We start from the raw sequence: 26,697 nt of genomic DNA, 5'->3' as shown, positions 1-26,697 counted from the left end.
GGGGGATGTTTCACGTGAAACCGATCGACCCGCGCCTGCTTCGGTACGCCCGTTCCACCCGCCTCTTCCTGGGGGCGGTGGTGGCCCTGGGGCTTGCCGGGGCGGGGCTGGTCGTCGGTCAGGCGATGCTGATCGCCGAGATCGTGGTCGGTGCCTTCGAGGAGGGGCTCGACGGCCAAGGGCTCCGGACGCCGCTGCTGCTGCTCGCGGCGGTGGCGCTCGGCCGCGGCATGGTCGCCTGGCTCACGGAGCTGGCCGCGCACCGAGCCAGCGCGGCGGTCAAGTCGGAACTGCGGCGCAGGCTGCTGGATCGGGCCGCGGAGCTCGGTCCCGGCAGGCTGACCGGGCAGCGGACCGGGTCGCTGGTGTCGCTGGCCACCCGGGGCGTGGACGCGCTCGACGACTACTTCTCCCGCTACCTGCCCCAACTGGGGCTCGCGGTGGTCGTGCCGGTGGCGGTGCTCGCCCGTATCGTCACCGAGGACTGGGTGTCGGCGGCCATCATCGTGGTCACGCTGCCGCTGATCCCCGTGTTCATGGTCCTCATCGGCATGGCCACCCAGTCCCGGATGGACCGCCAGTGGCGGCTGCTGTCCCGGCTCTCGGGGCACTTCCTCGACGTGGTGGCCGGCCTTCCCACGCTGAAGGTCTTCGGCCGCGCCAAGGCGCAGGCCGAGTCGATCCGCAAGATCACCGACGACTACCGGCGTGCGACGATGCGGACGCTGCGTATCGCCTTCCTCTCCTCCTTCGCGCTGGAGTTGCTGGCGACCCTGTCGGTGGCGCTGGTGGCCGTGACCATCGGCATGCGACTGGTCCACGGTGAACTGGACCTCTACACCGGACTGGTCATCCTGATCCTGGCTCCCGAGGCGTATCTGCCGTTGCGGCAGGTGGGGGCGCAGTACCACGCGGCCGCGGAAGGACTGGCGGCCGCGGAGGAGATCTTCGAGCTCCTGGAGACCCCCGCCGCGGGTCCGGCCGGTACGGCCGAGCTGCCGAGCGGCGCTCCCCTGCGGATCGAGATCGACGGGGTCGCCGTCCGTTACGAGGGCCGGGGCGAGGACTCTCCCGGGCCGGTCTCGCTGACGGTCGGTCCGGGGGAGTGCGTGGCCCTGACCGGCCCGAGCGGAGCGGGGAAGTCCACGCTGCTCCAGGTGCTGCTGGGGTTCGTGACGCCGACCGCGGGGCGGGTACGGATCGCGGGCGTGGACCTGGCCGAACTGTCACCGGCCCACTGGCGGGAGCGGATCGCGTGGGTGCCGCAGCGGCCGCACCTGTTCGCCGGGACCATCGCCGAGAACGTACGGCTGGCCCGCTCCGACGCCTCCGACACCGATGTGGCCGCGGCATTGAAGGACGCCGGTGCCTGGGAGTTCGTGGCCGCGCTGCCCGGCGGGGCGCAGACCCCGCTGGGCGAGGGAGGTGTCGGACTGTCCGCCGGGCAGCGCCAGCGCCTGGCCCTGGCCCGGGCGTTCCTGGCCGACCGGCCCGTGCTGCTGCTGGACGAGCCGACGGCGGCGCTCGACGGCGAGACCGAGGCGGGGATCGTGGACGCGGTCCGGCGGCTTTCCGCGGGACGGACGGTCCTGCTGGTCGTGCACCGGCCGGCGCTGCTCGCGATCGCCGACCGGGTCGTGGAGGTACGTCCTGCCGGACTGTCCCCCGCCGCTCCTTCCCTTCCCGCCGCTCCTTCCCTTCCCGCGGTACCGGATGTGCGCGTGGGGGGCTTCGCCTCCGGCCCCGCCGCCGGGGCACGCTCCGAGCCCGCCACGTCGTCGTGGACCGGTGCGGGGAAGGACCCGCTCGCCCGGGTACGCGCCGCCGCCACGGCGTGGCGAGGACGGTTCCGGCTCGGGCTGCTGCTGGGCGCGCTGGCCGTCGGTTGCAGCGTCGGCCTGATGGCCGTGTCCGGCTGGCTGATCTCGAGAGCCTCCGAACAGCCGCCCGTGCTCTATCTGATGGTCGCCGTCACCGCCACCCGCGCCTTCGGCATGGGCCGCGCCGTCCTCCGGTACGCCGAGCGGCTCGTCTCGCACGACGCCGTCCTGCGGATGCTCGCCGAGCTGCGGGTGTCCGTGTACCGGCGGCTGGAGCGCATCGCGCCCGCCGGGCTGCGCGAGCACCGGCGGGGGGACCTGCTGGCCCGGCTGGTGGCCGACGCCGACGCACTGCAGGACTACTGGCTGCGCTGGCTGCTGCCGGTCGGCACCGCGCTGCTCGTCGGAAGCGGCTCGGTCGCCTTCACCACCTGGCTGCTGCCCGAGGCCGGAGCGGCGCTCGCCGTCGGCCTGCTCGCCGCCGGCATCGGCGTGCCGCTGGTCAGCGGGGCCGGCGCCCGCCGTGCGGAGCGAAGGCTCGCCCCCGCCCGGGGCGAACTCGCCACTCGGGTGGCCGATCTGCTCACCGGCACCGCGGAGCTGACCGTGGCCGGTGCGCTGGAGGACCGCAAGGGCCGGGCGCGGGAGAGCGACGGCCTGCTGACGCGCATCGCCGCGCGGGGCGCCGCCGCGGGCGGGCTGGGCAGCGGGCTGTCCGCCCTCGTGTGCGGGCTCACCGTCGTGGCCGCCGCGGCCGTTGCGGCCGACGCGGTCCATGACGGACGGCTGACCGGGGTGGCCATGGCGGTCGCGGTCCTGACGCCCCTCGCCGCCTTCGAGGCGGTGAGCGGACTTCCGCTGGCCGTCCAGTACCGCCAGCGGGTGCGCCGTAGCGCCGAGCGGGTCTACGAGGTCATCGACGCGCCGGTCCCGGTCGCCGAGCCGGAGCGGGCCGCCGCTGCCCCGCCCTCTCCCTTCCCGCTGCGGCTGACGGGGCTCGCCGCCCGGTACCCCGGCCAGGATCGTGACGCGCTGCGCGGGCTGGACCTGACCCTGGAGGCCGGCCGCCGCATCGCCGTCGTCGGCCCCTCGGGCTCCGGCAAGACCACGCTGGCTCAGGTCCTGCTGCGGTTCCTGGATCCGAGCGAAGGCGCGTACACCCTGGGCGCGACCGACGCGCGCACGCTCGACAGCGACGACGTACGCGCGCTCGTCGGCCTGTGCGCCCAGGACGCGCACCTCTTCGACAGCTCGGTACGGGAGAACCTGCGCCTCGCCCGGACCGGGGCGAGCGAGGAGCAACTGCGGGACGCGCTGGCCGCGGCCCGGCTGCTGGAGTGGGCGGACGGCCTTCCCGACGGGCTGGACACGCTGGTCGGCGAACACGGCGAGCGCATTTCGGGCGGCCAGCGTCAGCGCCTGGCCCTGGCCCGGGCGCTGCTCGCGGACTTCCCTGTACTGGTCCTGGATGAGCCGGCCGAGCACCTGGACCTGGCCACGGCCGACGCCCTGACGGCGGACCTGCTGCACGCGACCGAGGGCCGGACCACCGTGCTGATCACCCACCGACTGGCCGGCCTGGAGGCGGTCGACGAGGTGCTCGTGCTGGATCGCGGCGAGGTCGTGCAGCGCGGTGCGTACGCGGAGCTGGCCGCCGCCGAGGGACCGCTGCGGCGGTTGCTGGAGCGCGAAAGGGAAACAGACGGAACTTTGGCCAACTTTCCCGTCTAATCAGGACTAACTAGTCTCAAGGGCATGCCAGTGCAGCAGTCGCAGGAATCGCCGGATCCCGTCCCCGGTCCCATGCCGGATCCGGCACCGGGCACGCCGGATCCGCTGGTGGCCGCCGGACAGGCCACAAGAAGCCTGCACGGCCTGTCCACCGAGCTCACGGCCCGGGTACCGCAACTGCTGGAGGCGATGAGGTCGGTCGGGACCGGCCTTGAGCTGCACTCGACGCTGGACCGCATCTGTGAGACCGCGGCCGAGCTGGCGGACGCCCGCTACGCGGCGATCGGCGTCGTCGACACGGAGGGCCGCGGGCTCTCGGATTTCGTCACGCACGGGATCAGTTCCGAGCTGGCCCGGAAGATCGGACACCGCCCGGACGGGAAGCGGGGCCTGCTCGGAGCGCTGATCTCGCACTCCGACACGGTACGGCTCGCCGATCTGACGAAGGATCCGCGCTCGGAGGGGTTTCCGGCGCACCACCCGCCCATGAAGACCTTCCTCGGTGTCCCGATCCGGGTGCAAGGGGAGATCTTCGGCAATCTGTACCTCGCCGAGAAGAACGACGGCGGCGAGTTCAACGACTACGACGTCCACATGGTCCGGGTACTGGCCACCGAGGCGGGCATCGCCATCGGCAATGCCCGGCTGTACGAGGCCGCCACTCAGCGCGAGCGGTGGATCGACGGCTCGGTGGCCGTGACCACCGCTCTGCTGTCCGGCGGGGACGCCGACGACGCGCTCGCGGTGGTGGCCGAGCAGGCCCGCCGCCTCGCCGACTCCTCCGCCGGGATCGTCATGCTGCCGGCGGAGGAGGGCGGGATGGAGATCGTCGCCGTCTCGGCCGAGCACCCGGCCACCACGCTCGGCATGGTGATCCCCGCCGAGAGCCCGGTGGTGGACAGGCTGCTCCTCGGCGAGCCGGTGTTCGTGGACGATGCCGCGTCGGATCCCCGCATGATCAGCAAGCTGACCAGCCAGTACGGCCCCTGCATGATGCTGCCCCTGCACAGCGGCGGGCGGGTGCTGGGCGCGCTGGTCACCCCCCGGGCTCGCGGCCGCCGCCCGTTCAGCGAGGCCGAGCGGACCCTGGCCACCCAGTTCGCGTCCCAGGCGGCGCTCGCCCTGATGATGGCCGAGGCCCAGCGTGACCGTGAGCGGCTCGCCGTCCTCGAGGACCGTGACCGGATCGCCCGCGACCTGCACGACCTGGTGATCCAGCGACTGTTCGCCACCGGGATGATGCTGGAGGGCGCCCAGCGCCGGTCCATCGTGCCCGAGGTCCGCGACGGTGTGGGCAAGGCCGTGGACGAACTGGACGTGACGATCCAGGAGATCCGCACGGCGATCTTCGCCCTTCAGCAGGGCCCGGCGGAAGCCCCGTCCGGCCTGCGCACCCGGGTGCTGCGGGAGATCAACATGGCCGCAGTACCCCTGGGCTTCAAGCCCGTGCCCCGCTTCCTCGGGCCCGTCGACACGGTCGTCGGTGAGCTGGTGGGCAAGAATCTGATCGCCGCGCTGCGTGAGGCCCTGTCCAATGCCTTCCGGCATGCCGAGGCGTCCCGGATCGAGGTGGTCGTGGACTGCACCGTCACGCTCGCCGACGGCCGGCCGGGGGTCCGGCTGGAGGTCGCCGACGACGGGGTGGGCATCCCCGAGGGCGGCCGGCGCAGCGGGCTGCGGAACCTGCGCCGACGGGCCGAGTCGCTGGGTGGCGCGAGCTCGTACGGCCCGGGCATCGGTGAGGACGGCAGCGGGACCACCCTGGTGTGGGAGGCCCCGCTCTAGCCAGGGGTATCCCGCAGATCAGGGCCGGATGGCCCTGGGGTACTTGCTGATCAGACCTGCCGCTGTGCGATGCGTTCGGCCAGGATGCGTTCGATGACGAGGGCGACCCCGTCCTCGTTGTTGGCGACCGTGCGGCCGGACGCGGCCGCGATCACATCCGGATGGGCGTTGCCCATCGCGTACGAGGTGCCCGCCCAGCTGAGCATCTCCACGTCGTTGGGCATGTCCCCGAAAGCGACGACCTCGGCGGGGGAGATGCCGCGCTCGGCGCAGCACAGTGCCAGCGTGCTCGCCTTGGAGACGCCATGCCCGCTGATCTCCAGCAGGGCGGTGGGACTGGAGCGGGTGATCGACGCGTGGTCGCCGGCGGCGGAGCGGGCCAGCGTCAGGAACTCGTCCGGGGAGAGCTCGGTGTGGTGCGCCAGCAGCTTGAGCACGGGTGCGCCAGCTCCGTCCGCGTCCTCGTGCAGCAGCTTCTCGGCGGTGGCGACCTTGGCAGCCGGATCCTTGAAGAACGGCGGGTACGTCGGCTCGTAGTTGATGCCGGTGGTGAGCTCGACCGCGAAGGAGGTGCCCGGCGCGGCGGCCCGCAGGGCATCGACGACGGTGAGTGCCGCGGCCCGGGGCAGGGACCTGACCAGGACAAACTCCCGTCCGGCGTGCAGGTCGACGACGGCCGCACCATTTGCGCAGATCGCGAGGCCGTGGCCGTGGACGTGGTCGCTGACCACGTCCATCCAGCGGGCCGGGCGTCCGGTGACGAAGAAGACCTCGATCCCGGCCTCCTCGGCGGCGGCGAGGGCGGCGATGGTGCGCGGCGAGACGGACTTGTCGTCGCGCAGCAGGGTGCCGTCGAGGTCGGTGGCGATGAGCCGTGGCGTGGGGGTTGGCCCGTCCGGGCACTGGGGAGCCGAGGTCACGGCTCCATCTTCGCCCATGGTCGGCGGCATCAGGACCATGGTCGGGAGCGGCTGTCAAAGTGGGCGATGTTTCACGTGAAACGGCGATGTTTCACGTAAACATCGGCTCACCGTAGGCTCGACGCATGAGTCTGCGTCTGAGCACGGTGATCCTTCCGGTACGTCGATGGAACGAGGGGGGCCGCGACCAGTGGCTCCGGGCTGAGCAGCTCGGATTCCACACCGCCTACACCTACGACCACCTGTCCTGGCGGACCTTCCGCGACGGCCCGTGGTTCGGTGCGCTGCCCACCCTGACCGCGGCGGCCACCGTCACCGAGCGGCTGCGCCTGGGCACGCTGGTCACCTCGCCGAACTTCCGCCACCCGGTGACCCTCGCCAAGGAGCTCATGACCCTGGACGACATCTCCGGAGGGCGGATCACCCTGGGCATCGGCGCCGGCGGCAACGGCTTCGACGCGACCGCGCTCGGCCAGGAGGCCTGGTCTCCGCGTGAGCGTGCCGACCGCTTCGCCGAGTTCGTGCCGCTGCTGGACCAGCTGCTGACCGAGGGCTCGGTGACCCACGAAGGCACCTTCTACTCCGCCGAGGAGGCCCGCACGATCCCCGGCTGTGTGCAGCGGTCGCGGCTGCCGTTCGCGGTCGCGGCGACCGGTCCGCGCGGCCTGCGGCTCGCCGCCCGGCACGGCCAGGCCTGGGTGACCACGGGTGACCCGAAGCTCTTCGAGGACGGCACGCCCGAGCAGTCCCTGGAGGCCATGCGCGGGCAGCTCGAACGGCTCGACAAGGCCCTCACGGAGGTCGGGCGGGACGCCGAGCCCATGGAGAAGATCCTGCTGACCGGCTTCACGCCCGAGGCCAACACCGTGCTGGAGTCCCTGGACGCGTTCGTCGACTTCGCCGGCCGCCACCGCGAGCTGGGCTTCACCGAGCTGGTGATCCACGCCCCGATCCCCGACTCGGATTTCGCCGCCGACGAGGCCGTCTTCGAGAAGATCGCCACCGAGGCCCTGGCCCAGCTCGACGGCTGAGCCGCCGGTCGTCTGAGCCGCCGGTCGTCTGACCCACCGGTCGCCGCCGCTTCCGGGAGGAAGCGGCGACGACCGACGCGGGCCCTACGGTGTCGTGTCGGTCAGCTGCGCGAGCAGCCGCTGCGCCGACGGCAGCAGCCAGTCGGGCGCGTCGCCCTCGGCCAGCGCCCGGGCCTCGTCGATCAGCGCGCAGACGCGCGCGGCGCCCGCGCCCACGTCGCCCCGCTCCTGTTCCGTCCAGGCCGCGTTGTTCAGGCACTGGAACCGGTCCCGCAGATGATCGGGGCCGAGATCGCCATAGGTCCGGGCGGCCCGGTCCCACAGCTCGATCTCCTCCAGGCGCAGCGCGTCCACCTCCGCGTGGCTCAACCGGGCGGAGTCGTGGACGTCCTCGTTCGTGTTGACGTACCGGTCGAGCACTTGCGCCAGCTGGTGCCAGGTTTGGGCGAGTTCGGACCGCAGCTCAGGAGCCCCGGGCTCCGCGGCCAGAGCGGCCGCCAGCACCTCGGCGGCCTCGTCCATCCGCGACCGGGCCCGCGTCACCCCCTCGGCGGTGACCTCCTCCCGCAGGCCCAGCCAGGCCAGGGAGCGCAGGACACGCACCTCGGCGACCGGGGCCCGGCCCGTCAGGCGGTGCAGCTCCAGGCCCCGCTCGTAGGCGGCGACCGCCTCCGCGGCCAGCCCCGCGTCGGCCAGGGTGTCGGCGGCCGACTGCGCGAGACTCGCCTGCGGGCGCGGATCCTCCCAGCCCCTGGTCACCTCCGCCGCCAGCAGGTACTGCTCTGCCGCCGCCCGGAGCTCGTTCAGCCCACGCAGCAGATCGCCCAGGAACTCCCGTACGAAGACCGCCTGCTGGTCGCCGTGCTCCAGCAGATCCGGCAGCGCCGACTGCAGCACCTCCGCTGCCTCGGCGGCCCGGCCCTCCCTCGCGTACGCCCGGGCCAGCAACAGCCGGGCCTGCGCACCGCCGTCGGCGCTGAGGCCGGCCCGGTCGAACCAGTGGGCTGCCGCCAGCGCGTGCGCCGCGGCCTCCGCCGCGGCGTCACCCCGTCGCAGCAGGATGTCGGCGAGGGTCAGCCGTACGGCGCCCTGCGCCTCGGCGTCGGTCAGTTCGGCCGCGTGCTCCCACGCGGACCGCGCCGCCTCCTCGGCTTCCTCGGGCCGGTCCAGGGACATCAGCACCCCGGCCCGCAGCACCAGCGGATCCACGGCCTGCCACGGCCGGCCCGCCGCCACGGCCCGCGCGGCGGATGCCGCCAGCAGGGGCACCGCCCGTTCGGGGTCTCCCTGTGTCAGGGCGACCCGGCCGAGCATCTCCTCGGCCTCTGCCACGAGGTCCGCCAGCGTGCCCTCGTAGGCCGATACGAAGGCGGTCAGCTCCGCGACGAGTTCGCCATGACCGTGGTCCTGGCCGTGGCCGTGGCCATGGCCATGGCCGTGGCCCTGCTCGTGCCCGTGGCCCTGCTCGTGCCCGTCCGCGCCGGCCGCTTCTTCGACCGAGCGCAGGTACGACTCGACGCGGATCGCCGACAGTTCCGCGAGCGCGATCCGCCGTGCCCGCAGCGGCTCGGCGCCGTCCAGTCCCTCCGCGGCCCGCAGGGCGACCCGGAGCAGTTCCCGGATCTCCGCGGGCGCGGCCCCGGACTGCGCGGCCACGCTGGCCAGCCGCAGTTCCGCGAGCGCGGCGCGCTCCGGCCTGCCGAGTGCCCGGTAGCCGTCCCGGACCGCGGTCAGCAGCTCCGGCGCCTCCTCGGCCCCGCGCCGCGCGGCTGCCATGGCCCGCTGGTCCGCGAGGTCGGCGAGGACCAGCGGATCGGGCTCCGGCTGCGCGTCCGCCCGTACGGCCACCTCGGCCCACAGCGCGTCCGCACCCGGATGCCCGAGGTCGCGGGCGTGCCGGGCCCGCTCCACCAGCTCGGTGAATCCGGTGGGCGCCACGACCGGCCCGGGCACGGCGGAGGCGGCTCCGCCCCTGACGGCCCCGCCCTGCGGCAGCTCCGCGGTACGCACCCCCAGCGGCAGGTCGTCCACCAGCGGTTCCCGGCCCACCCGCGCGAGGAACCGGTCCGAGACCCGGCTCGTACCGTTGCGCGCGTCGAACTGCCGGGCGATGTCGAGGCAGTCCGCGTACAGCACCTCGTACAGCTCGCGGACCGTGCGGGGGCTTCCGTCGTAGGGGACGGCCGGGATGTGGCCGTGTCCCAGCTCCTCCAGGCGGCGCAGCAGCACGAGGATGCCGCCGTGGAAGGCCAGCCGGTCGTCGAGATTGGCGAGCGGACCCACCTGGGCGGCGTGTTCGGCCAGGATCTCCAGGCCACGCGACTCGTTGCCGGTGAGCGCGCAGAACTCGATGTGCTTGCCGACCGAGGGCAGCAGGCTCTCGTTGCCGCGAGCCATGCGGTAGCCGCGCAGGTGGTTCGAGCGCGCCTCGTCGGCCCGGCCGAGCCGCAGCAGCGGCAGCAGCGAGGTGGCGAGTACCCGGTGCGGCTCTTCGGCGCAGGTCAGCTCCCCCGCGAGCACCGGCTGCCACAGCTCCAGGGCCTCGGCGTCTTCGCCCTGGAGCACGGCGTACTGGCCCTGGCCGTTGAGTTCGCAGGCCTGACAGTCGGTCATGTCGTCGCGTTCCGCGGCCAGCCAGCGCCGGAACGCCCGGTCGGCGCGCTCGTCCTCGCCGATCGCATGGGCGAGCCACAGCTCGGCCTCGCGCACGGGCCGCTCGCTGTAGCCCGCGATCCGGTAGCGGCGCTCCATCTCCTCCAGCCAGCCGACGGCCGATTCCAACGCAATCCCCGGCGAGTCGGAGATGGCCGTGGCCACCCACTTGAACTGCCAGAACAGCGAGTGCGCCTCCCATTCGGAGAAGGCGCCCGGGTCCTTGTCGTACTCCTGGAGCAGCCGGGCGAAGGGCACTAGGATCTTCGGTGACTCGGAGCTGTAGAGATAGGCGTTGATCAGGTTGTCCAGGGCCTCGCGGAACAGGGCCCGGTCACCGTTCGCCTCGGCGGCGCCGGCCAGGGCCTCGGCGTGCGCGTTGCGCGCGGCGCCGTTCGGTGATTCGCGGTTCTCGGCCAGGCCCCGCACGATCTCCTCGCGCGTCAGCGTCGTCACTTCTGGTCCTCCTGGGCGTCGCGGGCATCGGTGGAGTGCGTCGCCCATTCCAGGAGTCCGAGGAAGGCCCGGTTGAGCAGGGTGGAGTCGGCGGGGCGCAGGGGTCGCTGGGACATCAGCAGGGCCTGCCCGTACAGCGATTCGACGGCGGTGCCGGTCAGCGCCTCGTCGGGCAGGGCGGAGATCCGCCGGATCAGCGGGTTGTTGTGGTTGAGGACCAGACGGGCGCGGGGCGCGGAGCCCCGCAGCGCGCCGAGGATGCCGCTCCACAGGGAGTCGGCGCTCTCCAGCGCGGCGGTGCGGTCCCGCTCCTGGCGGGCCTGGCGGTCGTCGAGGTAGAGCGCGGGGACGGCGACGGGCTGGAAGGCGCGCAGCACCACGTCACAGCCCTGGGGTTCCAGTCGGGTGCGCGCGGTGGCCAGGAAGGGGGCGAGCTCGAGTTCGGCGGCGGTCGGCACCGGGTCGAGCCGCTCGGTGACGGCTCCGGCGTCCAGCTCGGTGACCTTGAGCTCCGGCCGTACGGCCGGCAGCAGGGCCAGCAGGTCCGCGTCGTAGGTGTAACCGGCGTTGATGACGCCGAGGCCGTGGGCCGCTGCGATCGGCGCGATCTGGCGGAACTCCTCGACGGTGCGGGTGAAGTGGATGTCCGTGTGGGCGGCCGCGAACTCCTGCAGGCTCATCGAGCCGTCGCTGGTCTCGAACGGCAGCCACGGCAGCATCAGCCCGAGCAGTTCGGAGTCGTGCCGGGCCATGGATTTCACACCGAGGTGGTGGACGCGCAGGAAGGCGGCCAGGCGGTCCGGTTCGCTCGCCGCGAGCTCGGCGAGCCAGCCGCGGACGCGGGCGCCGAGGGCGTCCCGTACGGCGGACAGGGTCTCGTCGTCGTACAGGTTCTCGCGCGAGGCGGTGGGCCGCAGGGTGTCCGTGTCGAGGACGGCGCGGACGAAGAACGCCCAGTCCGGCAGCAGGTTGTCGGCCCGGTCGGTCAGCAGCATGCCCTTGAGGTGGACGCGGTGTCCGGCCCGGTGGGCGGGGCTGGTCGGCTCGGGAAGGACGTACGCCACGCCGCGCACGCCGGCGACCGGCAGGTCGAGGTCGATGCTGTCCAGCGGGGTGAAGCCGAAGAGCTGCGCGCAGTGCCCGGCGAGCGCGGCGCGACGGGCGGCGGGGGTGGGAAAGGGCCGGTCCCACACGGCGGGCCGGTCGGTGACGGGGCGCGGCCCGCCGCCCTCGCCGTCGTCGAAGGTGATGGCGTACGGCAGCAGGGAGCCGTAGTCGCGGGCCAGCTGTTCGACCGTGGCCGGGACGGTCCATTCCGCGGCGCCCGGGCGGGCTTCCAGGACCACGGTGGTGCCGGGCTCCCGGCGTGCCTCGTGGGGCAGTTCGCGGACGGTGTAGGAACCGTCGTCCGTGGCCAGCCATTCGACGGGCGCCGCGTCGGGGTCGCGGGCGGAGCGGGTGACGACGCGGATCTGGCGGGCCACGACGAAGCACGCGAGCAGTCCGATGCCGAACTGGCCGAGGAATTCCCCACGGGTGGCCTCCAGGCCGCGGATCTCATCAGCGGTACCGCCGCCGCGTTTGGAGCTGCGGCCGATGGTGGCGAGGAGGGAGTGGGCCTCGGCGGCGGTCAGACCGATGCCGCTGTCCTCGATGGTGACCCGGCCGCCGGACGCCGAGAGCCGGATGCGGATCTCCGCCTCCGGGTCGAGGGCGTGGCGGGCGGTGACCGCGTCCACCGCGTTCTGCATGAGCTCGCGGACGTAGACGCGCGGGCTGGAGTAGAGGTGGTGGGAGAGGAGATCCACCAGGCCGCGCAGATCGACCTGGAAGCTGTGGGGTGTGGACGTCATAGGGCGTCACCTCGCGTACATGCACGGATGGTTCGGTGATCGCGAGGTCCCCCCTCACGGATCCCGGAGTGGGACACACATTAGGGGGATGGTCCGACAATCTCCGCGTGAATTCGGGCGCCCCTGACAGCACGCGGTGAAGCGCTACTGGAAGCGCAGGAACTGCGGCGGTACGGCGTCCACCAGCCATACCCCGTTGGCGCTGACCCGGAAGACGTGCCCGGCCGCACGCATCGCCCCGGCGTCCACGGCGAGCACGACCGGCCGGCCGCGTCGTGCGCCGACGCGGGTCGCGGTCTCCCGGTCGGGGGACAGGTGCACATGGTGGCGGGCCATCGGGCGCAGGCCCTCGGCGCGGATCGCGTCCAGGGCGGCGGCGACGGTGCCGTGGTAGAGGTACGTGGGTGGTTCGGCCTCCGGAAGGCCCAGATCCACGGCGACGGTGTGCCCCTGGCTGGCCCGGATGCGGGTGCCGTCGACGGCGAACCGCTGCTTGTCGTTGGCGGCGACCACGTGATCGAGCTCGGCGCGGCTGAAGCGGAAGCCGTGGGCGGCAGCCGCGTGCAGCAGGTCGTCGATCTCCACCCAGCCCTGCGGATCGAGCACCAGTCCGATCCGTTCCGGCTGGTGGCGCAGGTGTTTCGAGACGTACTTCGACACCTTCACGGCGCGTCTTTCATCCATGACCCCAGCGTGCCCGGTCGGGCGGTCGCGCGGCAGGGATTTTCGCGCTGCCCAGTGCTGGATGCCCTCTATCGCTATTCCAAGATGCGGAATATATTTTCCGCTGACACTTCTGTTCAGGGGGAGAAACCATGACAGCCCGTACCTCTCTTCCACGCCGTGCGGCTGCCGAGCTGATCGGTACCGCCGGTCTGCTCGTGGTCGTGATCGGCTCCGGACTCCAGGCCGCCGAGCTCAGCCGTGACACCGGCGTCGCCCTCATCGCCAACTCGTTCGCCTCGGCCATCGGCCTCGGGCTGATCATCACCCTCTTCGGGCCGCTGTCCGGCGCCCATCTCAACCCGGTGGTCACCCTCACCTCCTGGTGGGCCCGGCGCACCGGCGGCGAGGGGCTCGGCGGCCGGGAGGCGCTCGTCTACGCCGCGGCCCAGACCGCGGGGGCCATCGGCGGTGCCTGCCTCGCGGAGGCCATGTTCGGCCGGACCCCGGGGACCTTCGCCACCCAGGTGCGCGACGGCGGTCACCTGCTGATCGGCGAGGTGGTCGCCACCGCCGGTCTCGTCCTCGTGATCCAGGGCCTCGGGCGCATCGGGCGCCCCAGGCTCATCCCGGCGGCGGTGGCGGCCTACATCGCCGCCGCGATCTGGTTCACCTCGTCCGGCTCCTTCGCCAACCCGGCCGGCACCATCGGGCGCAGCTTCAGCGATTCCTTCACCGGCATAGCCCCGCAGTCGCTGCCCGGATTCGTCGCCGCCCAGCTGATCGGCGGGATCCTCGGCCTGGCCCTGGCCGCCTTCCTGTACGGGACCCGGGCCACCCGGACCGCGAAGCCCGAGCCGGTCGAGGTGACCCTCCCGGCGGCCCTGCCCGAGACCGGGCCGGTGGACGCGGCGAGCCCCGCCAAGGCGGCGTACGAGACCATTGGCTGAGACGCGGCCTCAGTTGCCCACAGGCGAGGGGTACTTGTCCACAGCCGTTTGGGTGGGTTTTGACGGCAAACGCGTGATCCGCCCTGTGGAACCTGTGGAATAAGCCCGACGGGACGGAGCCGGTCGCCCGGCGCTACCGATCGCCCCCGCGCCAGCGGTCGCCCCGGCGCGCCAGATCGTTCATCGTCCGGGCCTGGAGCTCCCGCTCCGTCGCGGCCCGGACGAACTCCGCCACGTTGTCGGCGCCCACCAGCTCCTGCACCGCCCGTACCGTCCCGGCCGGCAATGCCACCGTCGAGGCCCCCGCCGGCTGCGGTGCGCCGGCCGCCCCCAGGTGCCGCTGCAGATGCCGGGTCGCGAAGAGCCGCATCGCCCGCGCCAGCTCCGCGTCCACGGTCTGCTGGGCCAGCGGCCGCAGCCGCCGCACCATCGTCGCGGCCTCCGCCGCGTCCGCGTCCGTGGGCGGAACCTGGCCGAGGTAACGCGCGAAGACGTGCTCGGTGGTGAACTCCAGGAACCGCGAGGCGATGTGTTCCACCTGTCCGCGCAGTTCCCGCAGGTGCCCGGTGATCGCCGACAGCGGCACCCCGGCCGCGTACAGCTCGGCGGCCACCGCCAGCTCCTGCGGGGAGGGCACCAGGAACTGGTCCGGGCGCCCCGGGATCCGCTCCAGCACGCCCAGTTCGCACGCCTCGGTCACCGCGTCGTCGTCCGGCCGCCCGCCGAACCGTTCGTTCAGCTCCTCCCGGCTGATCCGGGCCGCCTCCTCGTCGGTCCACGGCCCGTGCACCTCGGCCACCAGTCCCAGTACGCCGCCCAGTCCGCGCCCTGCGTCCCAGGCCTCCAGCAGTTCCTTGATGGAGGCCAGCGTGTAGCCGCGGTCCAGCAGGTCCGCGATCTGGCGCAGTCGTGCCAGATGCGTGTCCCGGTAGACGTTGGAGCGGCCGCGCCGCTCCGGCTTCGGCAGCAGACCGCGGTCCTGGTACGCCCGGATCGTGCGCACCGTCGCCCCGCTGTGGTGCGCCAGATCCTCGATCCGGTACTCGGCTACCGCCTGATCGGACAATCCCGGCTCCCTACGACATCGCGGCTCGGCCGACCGCGCCCGCCGCGGCCCGGGCGGCAGGTGAAGCCGCGAGGTACTCGACCGCCCTGCGCAGCGAGCCCTCCTGCGAGGGATGGTACGACCGCCGGAAGTAGCGGGGTATGGCCGTGCCGAGCTCTCTCCACGTGGGCAGCAGTCCCTTGGCCACCGCCCGGTTGTGCGCGCGGAGCGAATAGCGCAGCCGGCCGCCCAGTTCCGGGTCGTTGCGTATGAGGTAGGAGGCTCCCCACACCCACAGCCACGCCAGCACGGGCGCGACCACGACCATCCCCTCGATGCGCCGCGCGTAGCGGGGCAGGCCGGCTCCCCCGCAGTGCTGGTACATGTCGAAGGCGACGGAGCGGTGCTCCACCTCCTCCGCGCCGTGCCAGCGCAACAGGTCCAGCATGATCCCGTCCGCCCCTGCCCGGTCGAGCCCCTCCGCGCGCAGCACCCAGTCCCCGAGGACCGCCGTGAACTGCTCGATCGCGGCGACCAGCGCGAGCCGGAAGCGCAGCCACTCCTGCGCCGTGACGGGCGCTCCGAAGGGCGGGCTCTCCCCGAGCAGCTTCTCGAAGAGGAAGTCCACGTACCTCGTGTACGCCTCCGTCGGCAGCCGCTGCTCGGCCAGGTGGTCCAGTACGTAGGAGTGCTGGACGCTGTGCGTGGCCTCCTGGCCCATGAACCCCTTGACGTCACTGCGCAGTCCGGGGTCCGTGACCAGCGGCAGACCCTCCTTGAAGACCTTCACGAACCATCGCTCCCCGGCGGGCAGCAGCAGGTGCAGCACGTTGATGACGTGGGTGGCGGTGGGCTCGTCCGGTATCCAGTGCAGCGGGGTGCTCTTCCAGTCGAAGGCCACCCGGCGCGGACTGATCGGGTACGAGGTCCCGCTCACAGCTTGGGCTCCAGCCTCGCGAGCCGCCGCAGGGTGCGCGGGGCGTAGCGGGACAGCCACAGCGCGCCCTTGGATTCCGGAGTCACCGGTACGACGGCCTCGTTGTGCACGACGGCCCGCAGGATCGCGTCCGCGACCTTCTCCGGCGGGAAGTTGCGCAGCCCGTACAGGCGTGAGGAGCGTTCCTGACGGCGCTTCTCCTCGGCCTCGTCCACCCCGGCGAAGCGCGAGGTGGTGGTGATGTTGGTGTTGACGATGCCGGGGCAGATCGCGGAGACACCGATCGACCTCGAGGCCAGTTCCGCGCGCAGGCACTCCGACAGCATCAGCACCGCGGCCTTCGACGTGCTGTAGGCGGGCAGGGTCCTGGAGGGCAGATAGGCCGCGGCGGAGGCGGTGTTGACGATGTGCCCGCCCTGGCCGCGCTCGGCCATCTGCTTCCCGAAGATGCGGCAGCCGTGGATGACGCCCCACAGATTGACGTCCAGGACCTTCTTCCAGTCCTCGGCACTGGTGTCGAGGAAGGCTCCGGACAGGCCGATCCCGGCGTTGTTGACCAGGACGTCCACGATCCCGTACTCGGCGGCGACCTTCGCCGCGAGCTTCTCCATCGCCTGCTCGTCGCTGACGTCCACGCACTCGGCCCAAGCCTCGGAGGCGCCGACGAGGCGGGCCATGTCGGCCGTGCGCGCCGCGCCTTCGGCGTCGCGGTCGACGGCCACCACCCGGGCCCCGGCCTCGGCGAAGGCGAAGGCGGTGGCCCGGCCGATGCCGCTGGCCGCGCCGGTGACCAGGACCAGCTGCCCGCCGAAGCGGTCGGCGTACCTGGCCGCGGCCTTGCGCTCCGGTACCCGAGTGGCCGGTTCCTCCCGGGCGGTGACGAACTCGGTGATCCAGGCGGCCAACTGGTCGGGCCGGGTCCGGGGAACCCAGTGCTTGGCGGGCAGGGTCCGCCGCAACAGGTCAGGGGCCCACCGCTCCAGGCCGTCGTAGAGCCGCTCGGACAAGAAGGCGTCCCCGGTCGGGGTGATCAGCTGCACCGGTACGTGGGCGTACGCGTCGGGGCGCGGCCGACGCAGCCGCGGCCGCACGTTGTCGCGGTAGAGCCAGGCGCCGTGCGCCGCGTCCGAAGGCAGCGAGGCCGTCGGGTAGGAGCCGGCCGGAACCTTCTCGACGCGCTGGAGGATCGCGGGCCACCGCTTGCCGAGCGGCCCGCGCCAGGCGAGCTCCGGCAGCACGGGGGTGTGCAGCATGTAGACGTACCAGGACTTGGCTCCCTGGCCGAGGAGCTGCGCCGCCGCGCGCGGGGTGGGCCGCGCCATCCGCTTCTTGATCCAGTGCCCGAAGTGGTCGAGGGAGGGTCCCGACATCGAGGTGAAGGAGGCGATCCGCCCCTCGGTGCGGCCGACCGTCGCGAACTCCCAGCCCTGTACGGAGCCCCAGTCGTGGCCGACCACATGCACGGGCCGGTCGGGGCTGACCGCGTCCGCCACCGCCAGGAAGTCGTCGGTCAGCTTCTCGAGGGTGAAGCCACCGCGCAGCGGCTGCGGCGCGGTGGAGCGCCCGTGGCCGCGTACGTCGTAGAGCACCACGTGGAAGCGAGCGGCGAGCCGCTCGGCGACCTCCGACCAGACCTCCTTGCTGTCCGGGTAGCCGTGCACCAGCAGCACGGTCGGGCGGTCCGCCTCGCCGAGCTCGACGACGCACAGCTCGATCCCTCCGGTGCTCACCCAGCGCTCGCGCGCACCCGCCAGCCCCGTCACTCCTGCTCCGCTCTTGCCGGTCATGGCGCTCATGCTGCCTTCTCCTCGGCCCAGCGCCGCACGTGCGGCAGGTCGTCGTCCAGCCAGAACGCGCTCTCCTCGGGGTCCCGGGAGTCGGTGACGACCAGGATCTCCTCGAACTTCGCGCCGGTGCCCCGGAATCCCAGATGTGGTTCCACCGCCCACAGGCCGGGCTGCGGCGGGTGGTCGGAGAAGTGGTACGGGCTCCACAGCGGGGACCAGCCCTCACGGTGTCCGTGCAGGGCGTCACTGGCCAGTCCCTTGAGGGCCTGGGTGCCGAATCCGAACGCGGTCGGGGACCAGCGCCGTTCCTTGACCCGGTCGATCTTGTGCGCGATCACGCCGAAGGGGTAGGCGCGGTGCCGGTTGGCGTACCCCTGCCGGTTCATCAGCCGCTCGACGTTCTCGTAGATCTCGCGCAGGGAGCGGCCCTCCCGCACCTGTTCCAGGATCAGCACGCGGTGCGCCTGAAGATCGGACATGAGCCGGTCCTGCACCGGATTCAGCCCGAGGCTGCCCGAGTAACCGATGTCGGCCGTGTAGCCCTTGAAGACCGGTGCCATGTCGAGGATGAAGGGCATCCCCGGCTCCAGCTTCCGGTTGGTCGGGAAGAACTGCAGCGGAATCCTGAAGTTCGCGAAGGCGGTGCGGTCCCCGAACCAGGCGAACGGCAGGTGGAACCAGTCGCGCACCCCACGCTCGCGCAGCCATGCGCGCTGCATGCGCGCGGCCTCGCGCTCGGTCACCCCCGGCCGCAGCTGGGCCGCGACGGCCTCGGCGCACTCGTACGCGAGGCGCTGTACCTCCCTGAAGCCGCTCAGATCGGCGCAGAGCCGTGCGGAGAGTCGCGCGGTGCGTTGCTTGGTGTCCCCAGCCATGTCAGCCGTCCATCCGTATAGCCGTACGCGCCCGTAACTTGACACTGATGAATGTGACAATGACCGGAGATCACGTCAAGGGTCGTGCACGGACCTGTGGACAAAGTTGTCGGGGCCACATCAGCCTCCAGTACGGGTATGTACGCCGGAAGGCTGAGACGGGATCCAGCTCCAGGTCTGACGTTTCGCGCGTGGCGCGCCACTAACGTCGAACCCGTGACTGTCATCGCGACCGAAAGCCTGAGCAAGCGGTACCCCCGAGTGACCGCCCTCGACCGGCTCTCCCTGGACATCGGGCCTGGTGTGACCGGCCTCGTGGGTGCCAACGGAGCCGGCAAGTCCACGCTGATCAAAATTCTGCTGGGACTGTCCCCCGCTACCGAGGGCAGCGCCGCCGTGCTCGGCCTCGACGTCCATACGCATGGCAGCGCCATCCGTGAACGCGTCGGCTACATGCCCGAGCACGACTGCCTGCCACCCGACGTCTCGGCCACCGAGTTCGTCGTCCACATGGCGCGCATGTCAGGGCTGCCGCCCACCGCGGCCCGTGAGCGCACCGCCGACACCCTGCGCCACGTCGGGCTGTACGAGGAGCGCTACCGCCCCATCGGCGGCTACTCCACCGGTATGAAGCAGCGCGTCAAACTCGCCCAGGCGCTCGTCCACGACCCCCAGCTGGTCCTCCTCGACGAACCGACCAACGGCCTGGACCCGGTCGGCCGTGACGAGATGCTCGGCCTGATCCGCCGCGTCTACACGGACTTCGGCATCTCCGTCCTCGTCACCTCCCACCTGCTCGGCGAGTTGGAGCGGACCTGCGACCACGTGGTGGTCGTCGACGGCGGCAAGCTGCTGCGCTCCAGCTCCACCAGCGACTTCACCCAGACCACCACGACCCTCGCGGTCGAGGTCACCGACTCCGACACCCACCCCGACGGCACCGCCGCCCTGCGCAAGGCGCTCAGCGAGGCGGGCGTCACCCTGCACGAGGGCGGGGAGCAGGGCCTGCCCGGCGCCGGCCACATCCTCCTCGTCGAGGCCACCGGCGAGCACACCTACGACACCGTCCGCGACACCGTCGCCGACCTGGGCATCGGCCTGGTCCGCATGGAACAGCGCCGCCACCACATCGCGGAGGTCTTCCGCGACGACGACCAGCCCTCCCACACCGTCCAGCAGAAGGGAGCCGGTTCCGATGGCGCCTGACACCTCGACCCAGATCCACAACATCGGCTACCGGTCCTACGACGGACCCCGGCTCGGCCGTGCCTACGCCCGCAAGTCGCTGTTCTCGCAGTCCCTGCGCGGCGCCTACGGACTCGGCCGGTCCGCCAAGTCCAAGGTCCTCCCGATGATCCTCTTCGCGGTGATGTGCGTCCCCGCGCTGATCATCGTCGCGATCGCCATCGCGGTGCCCGGCTCCACCGATCTGCCGATCAAGTACACGACGTACGCCCTGACCACCCAGGTGGTCATCGGCCTCTACCTCGCCTCCCAGGCGCCGCAATCCGTATCGCGGGACCTGCGCTTCAAGACGGTGCCGCTCTACTTCTCGCGGCCCATCGAACGCGTCGACTACGTCGTGGCCAAGTACGCGGCCATGGCCTCGGCCCTGTTCATCCTCACCGCGACCCCGCTCCTGATCATGTGGATCGGCGCGCTCCTGGCGAAGTTCGACTTCGCCGACCAGACCAAGGGATTCGGGCAGGGACTCGTGTCGGTTCTGCTGCTGTCGCTGCTCTTCGCAGGCCTCGGCCTGGTCATGGCCGCGCTCACCCCGCGCCGGGGGTTCGGCGTCGCCGCCATCATCGCGGTGCTCCTGATCCCCTACGGCGCGGTGACCGCGGTCCAGGGCATCGCCTACAGCACCGGGAACTCCGGAGCCATCGACTGGATGGGCCTGTTCTCCCCCATCACCCTGATCGACGGCATGCAGACCGCGTTCCTCAACGCCACCTCCGCCTTCCCCGGTGGCGAAGGCCCCTCGGCCGGTACCGGCTTCGTGTACCTGCTCGTCATCCTCGGCCTCATCGCCGGCTCCTACGCCGCCCTGATGGCCCGCTACCGGAAGGCCGGGCTGTGACCACCATCGACATCGACCACACCTCCCGCTGGTTCGGGAACGTCGTCGCCGTCAACGACGTGACCATGCGCATCGGCCCCGGCGTCACCGGACTGCTGGGCCCCAACGGAGCGGGCAAGTCCACCCTCATCAACATGATGGGCGGCTTCCTCGCCCCCTCCACAGGCACCGTCACCCTCGACGGCGCTCCGATCTGGCGCAACGAGCAGATCTACAAGCAGGTGGGCGTCGTTCCCGAGCGCGAGGCGATGTACGACTTCCTCACCGGCCGGGAGTTCGTCGTCGCGAACGCCGAGCTCCACGGCCTCGACGACGCGGCCGCCCAGCGGGCGCTCGCCACAGTCGAGATGGAGTACGCCCAGGACCGCAAGATCTCGACCTACTCCAAGGGCATGCGCCAGCGCGTGAAGATGGCGTCCGCCCTCGTCCACGAACCGTCCGTGCTGCTCCTGGACGAGCCGTTCAACGGTATGGACCCGCGCCAGCGCATGCAGCTGATGGACCTGCTGCGACGCATGGGCGACGAGGGGCGCACCGTCCTGTTCTCCTCCCACATCCTCGAGGAGGTCGAGCAGCTCGCCTCGCACATCGAGGTGGTCGTGGCCGGCCGGCACGCCGCTTCCGGCGACTTCCGCAAGATCCGCCGCCTGATGACGGACCGCCCGCACCGCTACCTCGTCCGCTCCTCCGACGACCGGGCCCTCGCCGCGGCCCTGATCGCCGACCCGTCCACCGCCGGCATCGAGGTGGACCTGAAGGAAGGCGCGCTGCGCATCCAGGCCGTCGACTTCGGCCGCTTCACGGAACTGCTGCCCCGCGTGGCCCGTGAGCACGGCATCCGACTGCTGACCGTCTCGCCTTCCGACGAGTCCCTCGAGTCGGTCTTCTCCTACCTCGTCGCGGCCTGAAAGGAGCTGGCACCCATGTACGACCCCACCGTTGCCCGGCTCACCTACCGGGCCCTGCTCGGCCGGCGCCGCGCGCTGATCCTCTTCGCGCTGCCCGCCCTGCTGATCGTCATCGCCCTCGCCGTCCGTGCCTTCGCCGGTGTGGACGACAAGGTCGCCGCAGACCTCCTCGGCGGCTTCGCCCTCGCCACCATGGTTCCGCTGATCGGCGTCATCGCCGGCACCGGCGCCATCGGTCCCGAGATCGACGACGGCTCCATCGTCTACCTGCTCGCCAAGCCGGTGAAGCGCCCGACGATCATCATGACCAAACTGATCGTGGCGATCGCCGTCACGATGGCCTTCTCGGCGATCCCCACCCTGATCGCCGGATTCATCCTCAACGGCAACGGTCAGCAGATCGCCGTCGCCTACACCATCGCCGCCCTCGTGGCCTCGATCGCCTACAGCGCGCTGTTCCTGCTGCTCGGCACCGTCAGCCGGCACGCGGTCGTCTTCGGCCTGGTCTACGCCCTGATCTGGGAATCGCTCTTCGGCAGCCTGGTCTCCGGCGCCAAGACCCTCAGCGTCCAGCAGTGGGCTCTGGCCCTCGCCGAGAAGGTCGCCGGGAACGGGTACGTCGACGCCACCGTCGGCCTGCCCACCGCGGCGGTCCTGCTCTGTGCGGTCACCGTCGGCGCCACCGTCTACGCAGGTCAGAAGCTGCGCCGCCTCACGCTGGCCGGCGAGGAGTAAGCCCGCCCCAGCGCTCCTTGAAGTCGTGCCCCGCCCGGCCCACCGGCCAGGCGGGGCACAGCTTTGCGCGTCATCATCGGTGCATGATCGAGCCCACCGAGCCGGAGCCGTCCAGGCCCTTGCGGTCCTGGATACGTTCCTCGCCCGGAACGCACATCTGGCTGCTGATCATCGCCGTTACGAGCCTCATCGTCGTGATCGCGCCCGATCGGATCGAGCACGTCCTGCTCCACCGCAACAGCAGCAATATTCACCAGCTCGACAAATATCCCGTCCGCGCGCTGCTCAGCAGCGCGTTCTGGATCGAGAACCCGGCCTCGCTCGCGCTGTACGCCGTGCTCTTCGAGCTGTTCCACGCCCCCGTCGAACGCTGGCTCGGCACCTTGCGCTGGCTCCTGATCGTGGCGAGCGCCCATGTCGTCGCCACCTTGGTCAGCCAGAAGGTCCTGCTGATGGCCATCCAGGACCACCGCGCCCCGCGCAGCATGACCCATGTCGTCGACATCGGCGTCAGCTACGGGCTCGCGGCCGCCATCGGCGTCCTCACCTACCGGCTTCCCCGGCCCTGGAGATGGATCTACCTGGTGGGAGCTGTCGCCTTCTTCGGGCTCCCCCTCGCCACCGGCGGCACGTTCACCGACCTCGGCCACGCCATCGCACTCGCCGTCGGCCTGCTCGCCTGGCCGCTCACCCGCCACCTTGTTTCACGTGAAACACCTGCTGGTTCCCCGTGAAACGACTCACGGCTGATGCGCGGAAATTCGCTGGTACGGGACTTCGGCCCGGGGCAGAGTGAGTCGTGCGGGGAGCAACAAAGGGTCCGGGGCAGCCACTTCGAGCGCGCCTTCTGGCGCGGGCTGCCCCGGACCCTCGTACGTCTGGCGTGTTACGCGGCGCCGAGCAGACGCTCCAGCACCACCGCGATGCCGTCCTCCTCGTTGGAGCTCGTCACCTCGTCGGCCACGGTCTTGAGCTCGGCATGGGCATTGGCCATCGCGACCCCGTGCGCGGCCCAGCCGAACATGGGGATGTCGTTGGGCATGTCACCGAAGGCGATCGTCTCCGCCGCCTTCACCCCCAGCCGGCGCGCCGCCAGCGACAGGCCGGTGGCCTTGGTCAGCCCGAGCGGCAGGATCTCGACGATGCCGGGGCCCGCCATCACGATGTCGACCAGGCTGCCCACGGTCTGCCGGGCCACCTGGACGAGCGCGTCCTCGTCCAGCTCGGGGTGCTGGATGTAGAGCTTGTTGAGCGGAGCCGTCCACACCGCGGCGGTGTCCTCCAGGTATATCGCCGGGAGGCCCTCCTGCCCCTGGTATCCGGGCCCGAACAGAACCTCGCCGTCCACTCCGTCCCGGCTGGCCGCGATGGCCAGCGGACCGACCTCGGCTTCCAGCTTCGACAGCGCCAGACCGGCCAGCTGCCGGTCCAGCGTCACCGAGGTCAGCAGACGGTGCGCACCCGCGTCGTAGACCTGCGCGCCCTGCCCGCAGACGGCGATCCCCTCGTAGCCGAGATCGTCCAGTATGTGCCGGGTCCAGGGCACGGCCCGGCCGGTGACGACGATGTGCGCCGCGCCCGCCGCGGTGGCCGCGACGAGCGCTTCACGGGTGCGTTCCGAGACGGTGCCGTCGCCACGCAGCAGCGTGCCGTCGAGATCGGTCGCGACGAGCTTGTACGGGAACGGGGCCGGGCTCACTTGGTGACCGGCTCCAGGACCTCGCGGCCGCCGAGGTAGGGACGGAGCACCGGCGGCACCCGCACCGAACCGTCGGCCAGCTGGTGGTTCTCGAGGATCGCGACGATCGTGCGCGGTACGGCGCACAGCGTGCCGTTCAGCGTGGACAGCGGCTGGGTCTTCTTGCCGTCGCGGTAGCGGATCGACAGACGGCGGGCCTGGAAGCTGTCGCAGTTCGAGGCGGAGGTCAGCTCGCGGTACTTGCCCTGGGTCGGGATCCACGCCTCGCAGTCGAACTTGCGCGAGGCGGAGGCGCCCAGGTCACCGGTGGCGACGTCGATCACCTGGAACGGCAGCTCCAGGCTGGTCAGCCACTGCTTCTCCCATTCCAGGAGCCGCTGGTGCTCGGCCTCGGCGTCCTCCGGCGCGACGTACGAGAACATCTCGACCTTGTCGAACTGGTGGACGCGGAAGATGCCGCGGGTGTCCTTGCCGTACGTACCGGCCTCGCGGCGGAAGCACGGGGAGAAGCCGGCGTACCGCAGCGGCAGCTTCTCACCGTCGATGATCTCGTCCATGTGGTACGCGGCCAGCGGGACCTCGGAGGTGCCGACCAGGTAGAAGTCGTCCTTCTCCAGGTGGTAGACGTTCTCCGCGGCCTGACCGAGGAAGCCGGTGCCCTCCATGGCGCGCGGGCGGACCAGCGCCGGGGTCAGCATCGGGATGAAGCCGGCCTCGGTGGCCTGGGCGATGGCCGCGTTGACCAGCGCCAGCTCCAGCAGGGCGCCCACACCGGTCAGGTAGTAGAAGCGCGAGCCCGAGACCTTGGCGCCGCGCTCGACGTCGATGGCGCCCAGCGATTCGCCGAGCTCCAGGTGGTCTTTGGGCTCGAAGCCCTCGGCGGCGAAATCGCGGATGGTGCCGTGCGTCTCCAGGACGGTGAAGTCTTCTTCGCCGCCGACCGGGACGTCCTCGTGGACGATGTTGCCGAGCTGGAGGAGCAGCTGCTTGGCAGCCTCGTCGGCCTCGTTCTGCTCGGCCTCGGCGGCCTTGACGTCCTGCTTCAGCTGCTCGGCCTTCTTCAGCAGCTCGGCCCGCTCCTCGGGGGAGGCCTTCGGGATGAGCTTGCCGAGCGACTTCTGCTCATTACGCAGTTCGTCGAAGCGCATGCCTGAGGACCTGCGGCGCTCGTCGGCGGAGAGCAGTGCGTCGACGAGTTCGACGTCCTCTCCACGGGCGCGCTGCGAGGCGCGGACACGGTCAGGGTCTTCACGGAGCAGCCGGAGGTCAATCACCCCTCCAGGCTACCGGGCTGGCGTTCCTGGGATCACACCGATATCACGCTGCGTGTCGCTATGTCCCAATTGCAACGAATGGATAAGTCTTGGCGGCTGACCGGAAGTGATCCCTCTTGACGCGTCAATAAAAGCGGTCCCATTCGCCGAAAAGGGGCACAATGCCGGGTCGCCGGGCAGGCCTGAGCAGGGCGGGAGAGAGTTCTTGTCCACAGGAATTGCCCGGGCCGGCAGCTTATCCACAGGCTGTGTGCTGCATCTGTGGATACAGGAATAGATCATTCCTGACCGCCGGATGGTCGAGGCGAATCAGGGTTCAAACCACCCTCACACACTCATTCGGGTGGGAATGACTCGCCCCAAAGAGTTGATCGGTGATGCGCGGGTGACACCGTTCACCTCCCGCTCCCCAGCGCGAAACCTGGGCCGCCCGACCGATTTGTCGACCTTGTCATGCCGTTCTGTCGACTTGTCCCCAGGTCCCCATCTCGCCCTGTGGATAACTCTGTGGACAGTGGACGACGCCCTACGCCCGGCCGTCGAGGCAGCGACCCAGCCAGTCGGAGGCGGCCGTGAAGTCCCCGTCGGAGGTGCCGGGCCGAGGCGCGCGGACATCACCCTGAGCGACACCGGCGCGCGGGTAGGACCCGAGGAAGCGGACCTGGGGGCAGGTCCGCTTGAGGCCCATGAGCGCCTCGCTGACCCGCCGGTCGGAGATGTGGCCCTCGGCGTCGACGGCGAAGCAGTAGTTGCCGATGCCCTGCCCGGTCGGACGGGACTGGATGAGCATCAGGTTGACGCCGCGGACCGCGAATTCCTGGAGGAGTTCAAGCAGCGCACCCGGGTGGTCGTCGCCGAGCCACAGCACGACGGAGGTCTTGTCGGCGCCGGTGGGCGCCGCCGGCCGCGCGGGGCGTCCCACCAGCACGAACCGGGTCTCGGCGTTCTCCGCGTCGTGGATCTCGGTGACCAGCGGGACGAGCCCGTAGGTCGCAGCCGCGAACTCGCCCGCGAAGGCGGCGTCGAAGCGGCCCTCCTGGACCAGCCGGGCGCCGTCGGCGTTCGAGGCGGCCGACTCCCATACCGCGTCGGGCAGGTTCGCGCGCAGCCAGTTGCGCACCTGGGGCTGGGCGACCGGGTGCCCGGTGACGGTCTTGACGTCCGACAGGGCGGTCCCGGGCCGCACGAGCAGCGCGAAGGCGATGGGCAGCAGCACCTCGCGGTAGATCATCAGCGGTTCGCCCGAGGCCAGCTCGTCGAGAGTGGCGGTGACCCCGCCCTCCACCGAGTTCTCGATCGGGACGAGGGCGGCCGCCGCCTCGCCGTTGCGCACGGCGTCCAGGGCGGCCGGGACCGACACCATCGGGACGAGCTCCCGGGTCGCGGCTTCCGGCAGGGTGCGCAGGGCGGCCTCGGTGAAAGTGCCCTCGGGACCGAGATACGTGAAGCGGGTGGCTGACATGCGATCAGCGTAATGCCGGGGTGCCGCCCAC

General features: G+C 71.5%; 20 protein-coding genes. 9 read left to right on the top strand and 11 right to left on the bottom strand.

Features of this window, described 5'->3' with window-relative positions:
* The first annotated feature begins 14 nt into the window (after nucleotides 1–14).
* Both cydD and ACZ4TV_RS05590 read left to right on the top strand, forming a co-directional pair.
* The gene (gene cydD, locus ACZ4TV_RS05595) at nucleotides 15–3,551 is read left to right on the top strand and encodes a thiol reductant ABC exporter subunit CydD (protein WP_468130999.1); all 3,537 of its coding nucleotides are present in this window, start codon (nucleotides 15–17) and stop codon (nucleotides 3,549–3,551) included.
* Between the two features lie 72 nt (nucleotides 3,552–3,623).
* Nucleotides 3,624–5,336, top strand: a complete 1,713-nt coding sequence (locus ACZ4TV_RS05590) for a sensor histidine kinase (protein ID WP_468131448.1) — start codon at nucleotides 3,624–3,626, stop codon at nucleotides 5,334–5,336.
* Nucleotides 5,337–5,386: 50 nt separating this feature from the next.
* Here the strand turns inward: ACZ4TV_RS05590 and ACZ4TV_RS05585 are convergent, their stop codons facing one another.
* Nucleotides 5,387–6,274 carry a Cof-type HAD-IIB family hydrolase gene (locus ACZ4TV_RS05585; RefSeq protein WP_468131446.1) on the bottom strand — a complete coding sequence of 296 codons (888 nt, stop codon included), beginning with the start codon at nucleotides 6,272–6,274 and terminating at the stop codon, nucleotides 5,387–5,389.
* A gap of 107 nt (nucleotides 6,275–6,381) precedes the next feature.
* On the opposite strand from ACZ4TV_RS05585, the gene ACZ4TV_RS05580 reads away from it, so the two are divergent.
* A complete protein-coding gene (locus tag ACZ4TV_RS05580; protein ID WP_468130997.1) occupies nucleotides 6,382–7,287 on the top strand; it encodes an LLM class flavin-dependent oxidoreductase in 906 nt (301 codons plus the stop codon).
* Between the two features lie 84 nt (nucleotides 7,288–7,371).
* On the opposite strand, the gene ACZ4TV_RS05575 is transcribed toward ACZ4TV_RS05580, so the two are convergent.
* From ACZ4TV_RS05575 to ACZ4TV_RS05565, 3 genes are all read right to left on the bottom strand, one after another.
* Nucleotides 7,372–10,395, bottom strand: a complete 3,024-nt coding sequence (locus tag ACZ4TV_RS05575; protein ID WP_468130995.1) for a tetratricopeptide repeat protein — start codon at nucleotides 10,393–10,395, stop codon at nucleotides 7,372–7,374.
* The gene (locus ACZ4TV_RS05570) at nucleotides 10,392–12,248 is read right to left on the bottom strand and encodes an HSP90 family protein (protein WP_468130993.1); all 1,857 of its coding nucleotides are present in this window, start codon (nucleotides 12,246–12,248) and stop codon (nucleotides 10,392–10,394) included. The genes ACZ4TV_RS05575 and ACZ4TV_RS05570 overlap by 4 nt, the downstream gene beginning before the upstream one ends.
* Nucleotides 12,249–12,392: 144 nt before the next feature.
* The gene (locus ACZ4TV_RS05565) at nucleotides 12,393–12,932 is read right to left on the bottom strand and encodes an RNA 2'-phosphotransferase (RefSeq protein WP_468130991.1); all 540 of its coding nucleotides are present in this window, start codon (nucleotides 12,930–12,932) and stop codon (nucleotides 12,393–12,395) included.
* A gap of 131 nt (nucleotides 12,933–13,063) precedes the next feature.
* Here ACZ4TV_RS05565 and ACZ4TV_RS05560 point away from each other — a divergent pair, with 131 nt between their 5' ends.
* Nucleotides 13,064–13,861: an aquaporin gene (locus ACZ4TV_RS05560; RefSeq protein ID WP_468130989.1), complete on the top strand. Its 798-nt coding sequence runs from the start codon at nucleotides 13,064–13,066 to the stop codon at nucleotides 13,859–13,861.
* Between the two features lie 133 nt (nucleotides 13,862–13,994).
* Here the strand turns inward: ACZ4TV_RS05560 and ACZ4TV_RS05555 are convergent, their stop codons facing one another.
* Genes ACZ4TV_RS05555 through ACZ4TV_RS05540 form a run of 4 tightly spaced genes read right to left on the bottom strand, consistent with a single transcriptional unit; the run spans nucleotide 13,995 to nucleotide 18,505 of the window.
* A complete protein-coding gene (locus tag ACZ4TV_RS05555) occupies nucleotides 13,995–14,927 on the bottom strand; it encodes a MerR family transcriptional regulator (protein ID WP_468130987.1) in 933 nt (310 codons plus the stop codon).
* 10 nt (nucleotides 14,928–14,937) lie between these two features.
* A complete protein-coding gene (locus ACZ4TV_RS05550; RefSeq protein WP_468130985.1) occupies nucleotides 14,938–15,843 on the bottom strand; it encodes a metal-dependent hydrolase in 906 nt (301 codons plus the stop codon).
* A complete protein-coding gene (locus tag ACZ4TV_RS05545) occupies nucleotides 15,840–17,639 on the bottom strand; it encodes an SDR family oxidoreductase (protein WP_468130983.1) in 1,800 nt (599 codons plus the stop codon). Before ACZ4TV_RS05545 ends, ACZ4TV_RS05550 begins: the two co-directional genes overlap by 4 nt.
* Entirely contained in the window at nucleotides 17,636–18,505 is an 870-nt protein-coding gene (locus ACZ4TV_RS05540) for a M24 family metallopeptidase (protein ID WP_468130981.1), read from the bottom strand. Before ACZ4TV_RS05540 ends, ACZ4TV_RS05545 begins: the two co-directional genes overlap by 4 nt.
* 216 nt (nucleotides 18,506–18,721) lie before the next feature.
* Here ACZ4TV_RS05540 and ACZ4TV_RS05535 point away from each other — a divergent pair, with 216 nt between their 5' ends.
* The 5 genes from ACZ4TV_RS05535 (at nucleotide 18,722) to ACZ4TV_RS05515 (ending at nucleotide 22,965) form a co-directional block, all read left to right on the top strand.
* Nucleotides 18,722–19,711: an ABC transporter ATP-binding protein gene (locus ACZ4TV_RS05535; protein ID WP_468130979.1), complete on the top strand. Its 990-nt coding sequence runs from the start codon at nucleotides 18,722–18,724 to the stop codon at nucleotides 19,709–19,711.
* Nucleotides 19,701–20,588, top strand: coding sequence for an ABC transporter permease subunit (locus ACZ4TV_RS05530; RefSeq protein ID WP_468130977.1), 888 nt, complete (start codon nucleotides 19,701–19,703; stop codon nucleotides 20,586–20,588). Before ACZ4TV_RS05535 ends, ACZ4TV_RS05530 begins: the two co-directional genes overlap by 11 nt.
* Nucleotides 20,585–21,496 carry an ABC transporter ATP-binding protein gene (locus tag ACZ4TV_RS05525; protein WP_468130975.1) on the top strand — a complete coding sequence of 304 codons (912 nt, stop codon included), beginning with the start codon at nucleotides 20,585–20,587 and terminating at the stop codon, nucleotides 21,494–21,496. Before ACZ4TV_RS05530 ends, ACZ4TV_RS05525 begins: the two co-directional genes overlap by 4 nt.
* Nucleotides 21,497–21,511: 15 nt before the next feature.
* A complete protein-coding gene (locus ACZ4TV_RS05520; RefSeq protein WP_468130973.1) occupies nucleotides 21,512–22,231 on the top strand; it encodes an ABC transporter permease in 720 nt (239 codons plus the stop codon).
* Between the two features lie 83 nt (nucleotides 22,232–22,314).
* Nucleotides 22,315–22,965 carry a rhomboid-like protein gene (locus tag ACZ4TV_RS05515; protein ID WP_468130971.1) on the top strand — a complete coding sequence of 217 codons (651 nt, stop codon included), beginning with the start codon at nucleotides 22,315–22,317 and terminating at the stop codon, nucleotides 22,963–22,965.
* A 152-nt stretch (nucleotides 22,966–23,117) separates the two neighbouring features.
* Here the strand turns inward: ACZ4TV_RS05515 and ACZ4TV_RS05510 are convergent, their stop codons facing one another.
* The 3 genes from ACZ4TV_RS05510 to pheA form a co-directional block, all read right to left on the bottom strand.
* A complete protein-coding gene (locus ACZ4TV_RS05510; RefSeq protein WP_468130969.1) occupies nucleotides 23,118–23,930 on the bottom strand; it encodes an HAD family hydrolase in 813 nt (270 codons plus the stop codon).
* Complete coding sequence (serS, locus tag ACZ4TV_RS05505) at nucleotides 23,927–25,204, bottom strand: serine--tRNA ligase (protein WP_468130967.1); 1,278 nt, start codon at nucleotides 25,202–25,204, stop codon at nucleotides 23,927–23,929. Before serS ends, ACZ4TV_RS05510 begins: the two co-directional genes overlap by 4 nt.
* A 526-nt stretch (nucleotides 25,205–25,730) precedes the next feature.
* A complete protein-coding gene (pheA, locus tag ACZ4TV_RS05500; RefSeq protein WP_468130965.1) occupies nucleotides 25,731–26,666 on the bottom strand; it encodes a prephenate dehydratase in 936 nt (311 codons plus the stop codon).
* Nucleotides 26,667–26,697 lie beyond the last annotated feature (31 nt).

The sequence above is a fragment of the Streptomyces sp. NPDC028910 genome, from assembly GCF_055564955.1.
This window is presented reverse-complemented; position numbering and strand designations above follow the sequence as displayed.

Excerpts from the sequence above, each read along its gene's own strand:
- ACZ4TV_RS05590 (WP_468131448.1), top strand. The coding sequence starts at position 3,624 with ATGCCGGATCCGGCACCGGGCACGCCGGATCCGCTGGTGGCCGCCGGA.
- ACZ4TV_RS05585 (WP_468131446.1), bottom strand. The coding sequence starts at position 6,274 with ATGGGCGAAGATGGAGCCGTGACCTCGGCTCCCCAGTGCCCGGACGGG.
- ACZ4TV_RS05580 (WP_468130997.1), top strand. The coding sequence starts at position 6,382 with ATGAGTCTGCGTCTGAGCACGGTGATCCTTCCGGTACGTCGATGGAAC.
- ACZ4TV_RS05570 (WP_468130993.1), bottom strand. The coding sequence starts at position 12,248 with ATGACGTCCACACCCCACAGCTTCCAGGTCGATCTGCGCGGCCTGGTG.
- ACZ4TV_RS05565 (WP_468130991.1), bottom strand. The coding sequence starts at position 12,932 with ATGGATGAAAGACGCGCCGTGAAGGTGTCGAAGTACGTCTCGAAACAC.
- ACZ4TV_RS05560 (WP_468130989.1), top strand. The coding sequence starts at position 13,064 with ATGACAGCCCGTACCTCTCTTCCACGCCGTGCGGCTGCCGAGCTGATC.
- ACZ4TV_RS05545 (WP_468130983.1), bottom strand. The coding sequence starts at position 17,639 with ATGAGCGCCATGACCGGCAAGAGCGGAGCAGGAGTGACGGGGCTGGCG.
- ACZ4TV_RS05540 (WP_468130981.1), bottom strand. The coding sequence starts at position 18,505 with ATGGCTGGGGACACCAAGCAACGCACCGCGCGACTCTCCGCACGGCTC.
- ACZ4TV_RS05530 (WP_468130977.1), top strand. The coding sequence starts at position 19,701 with ATGGCGCCTGACACCTCGACCCAGATCCACAACATCGGCTACCGGTCC.
- ACZ4TV_RS05520 (WP_468130973.1), top strand. The coding sequence starts at position 21,512 with ATGTACGACCCCACCGTTGCCCGGCTCACCTACCGGGCCCTGCTCGGC.
- ACZ4TV_RS05515 (WP_468130971.1), top strand. The coding sequence starts at position 22,315 with ATGATCGAGCCCACCGAGCCGGAGCCGTCCAGGCCCTTGCGGTCCTGG.
- pheA (WP_468130965.1), bottom strand. The coding sequence starts at position 26,666 with ATGTCAGCCACCCGCTTCACGTATCTCGGTCCCGAGGGCACTTTCACC.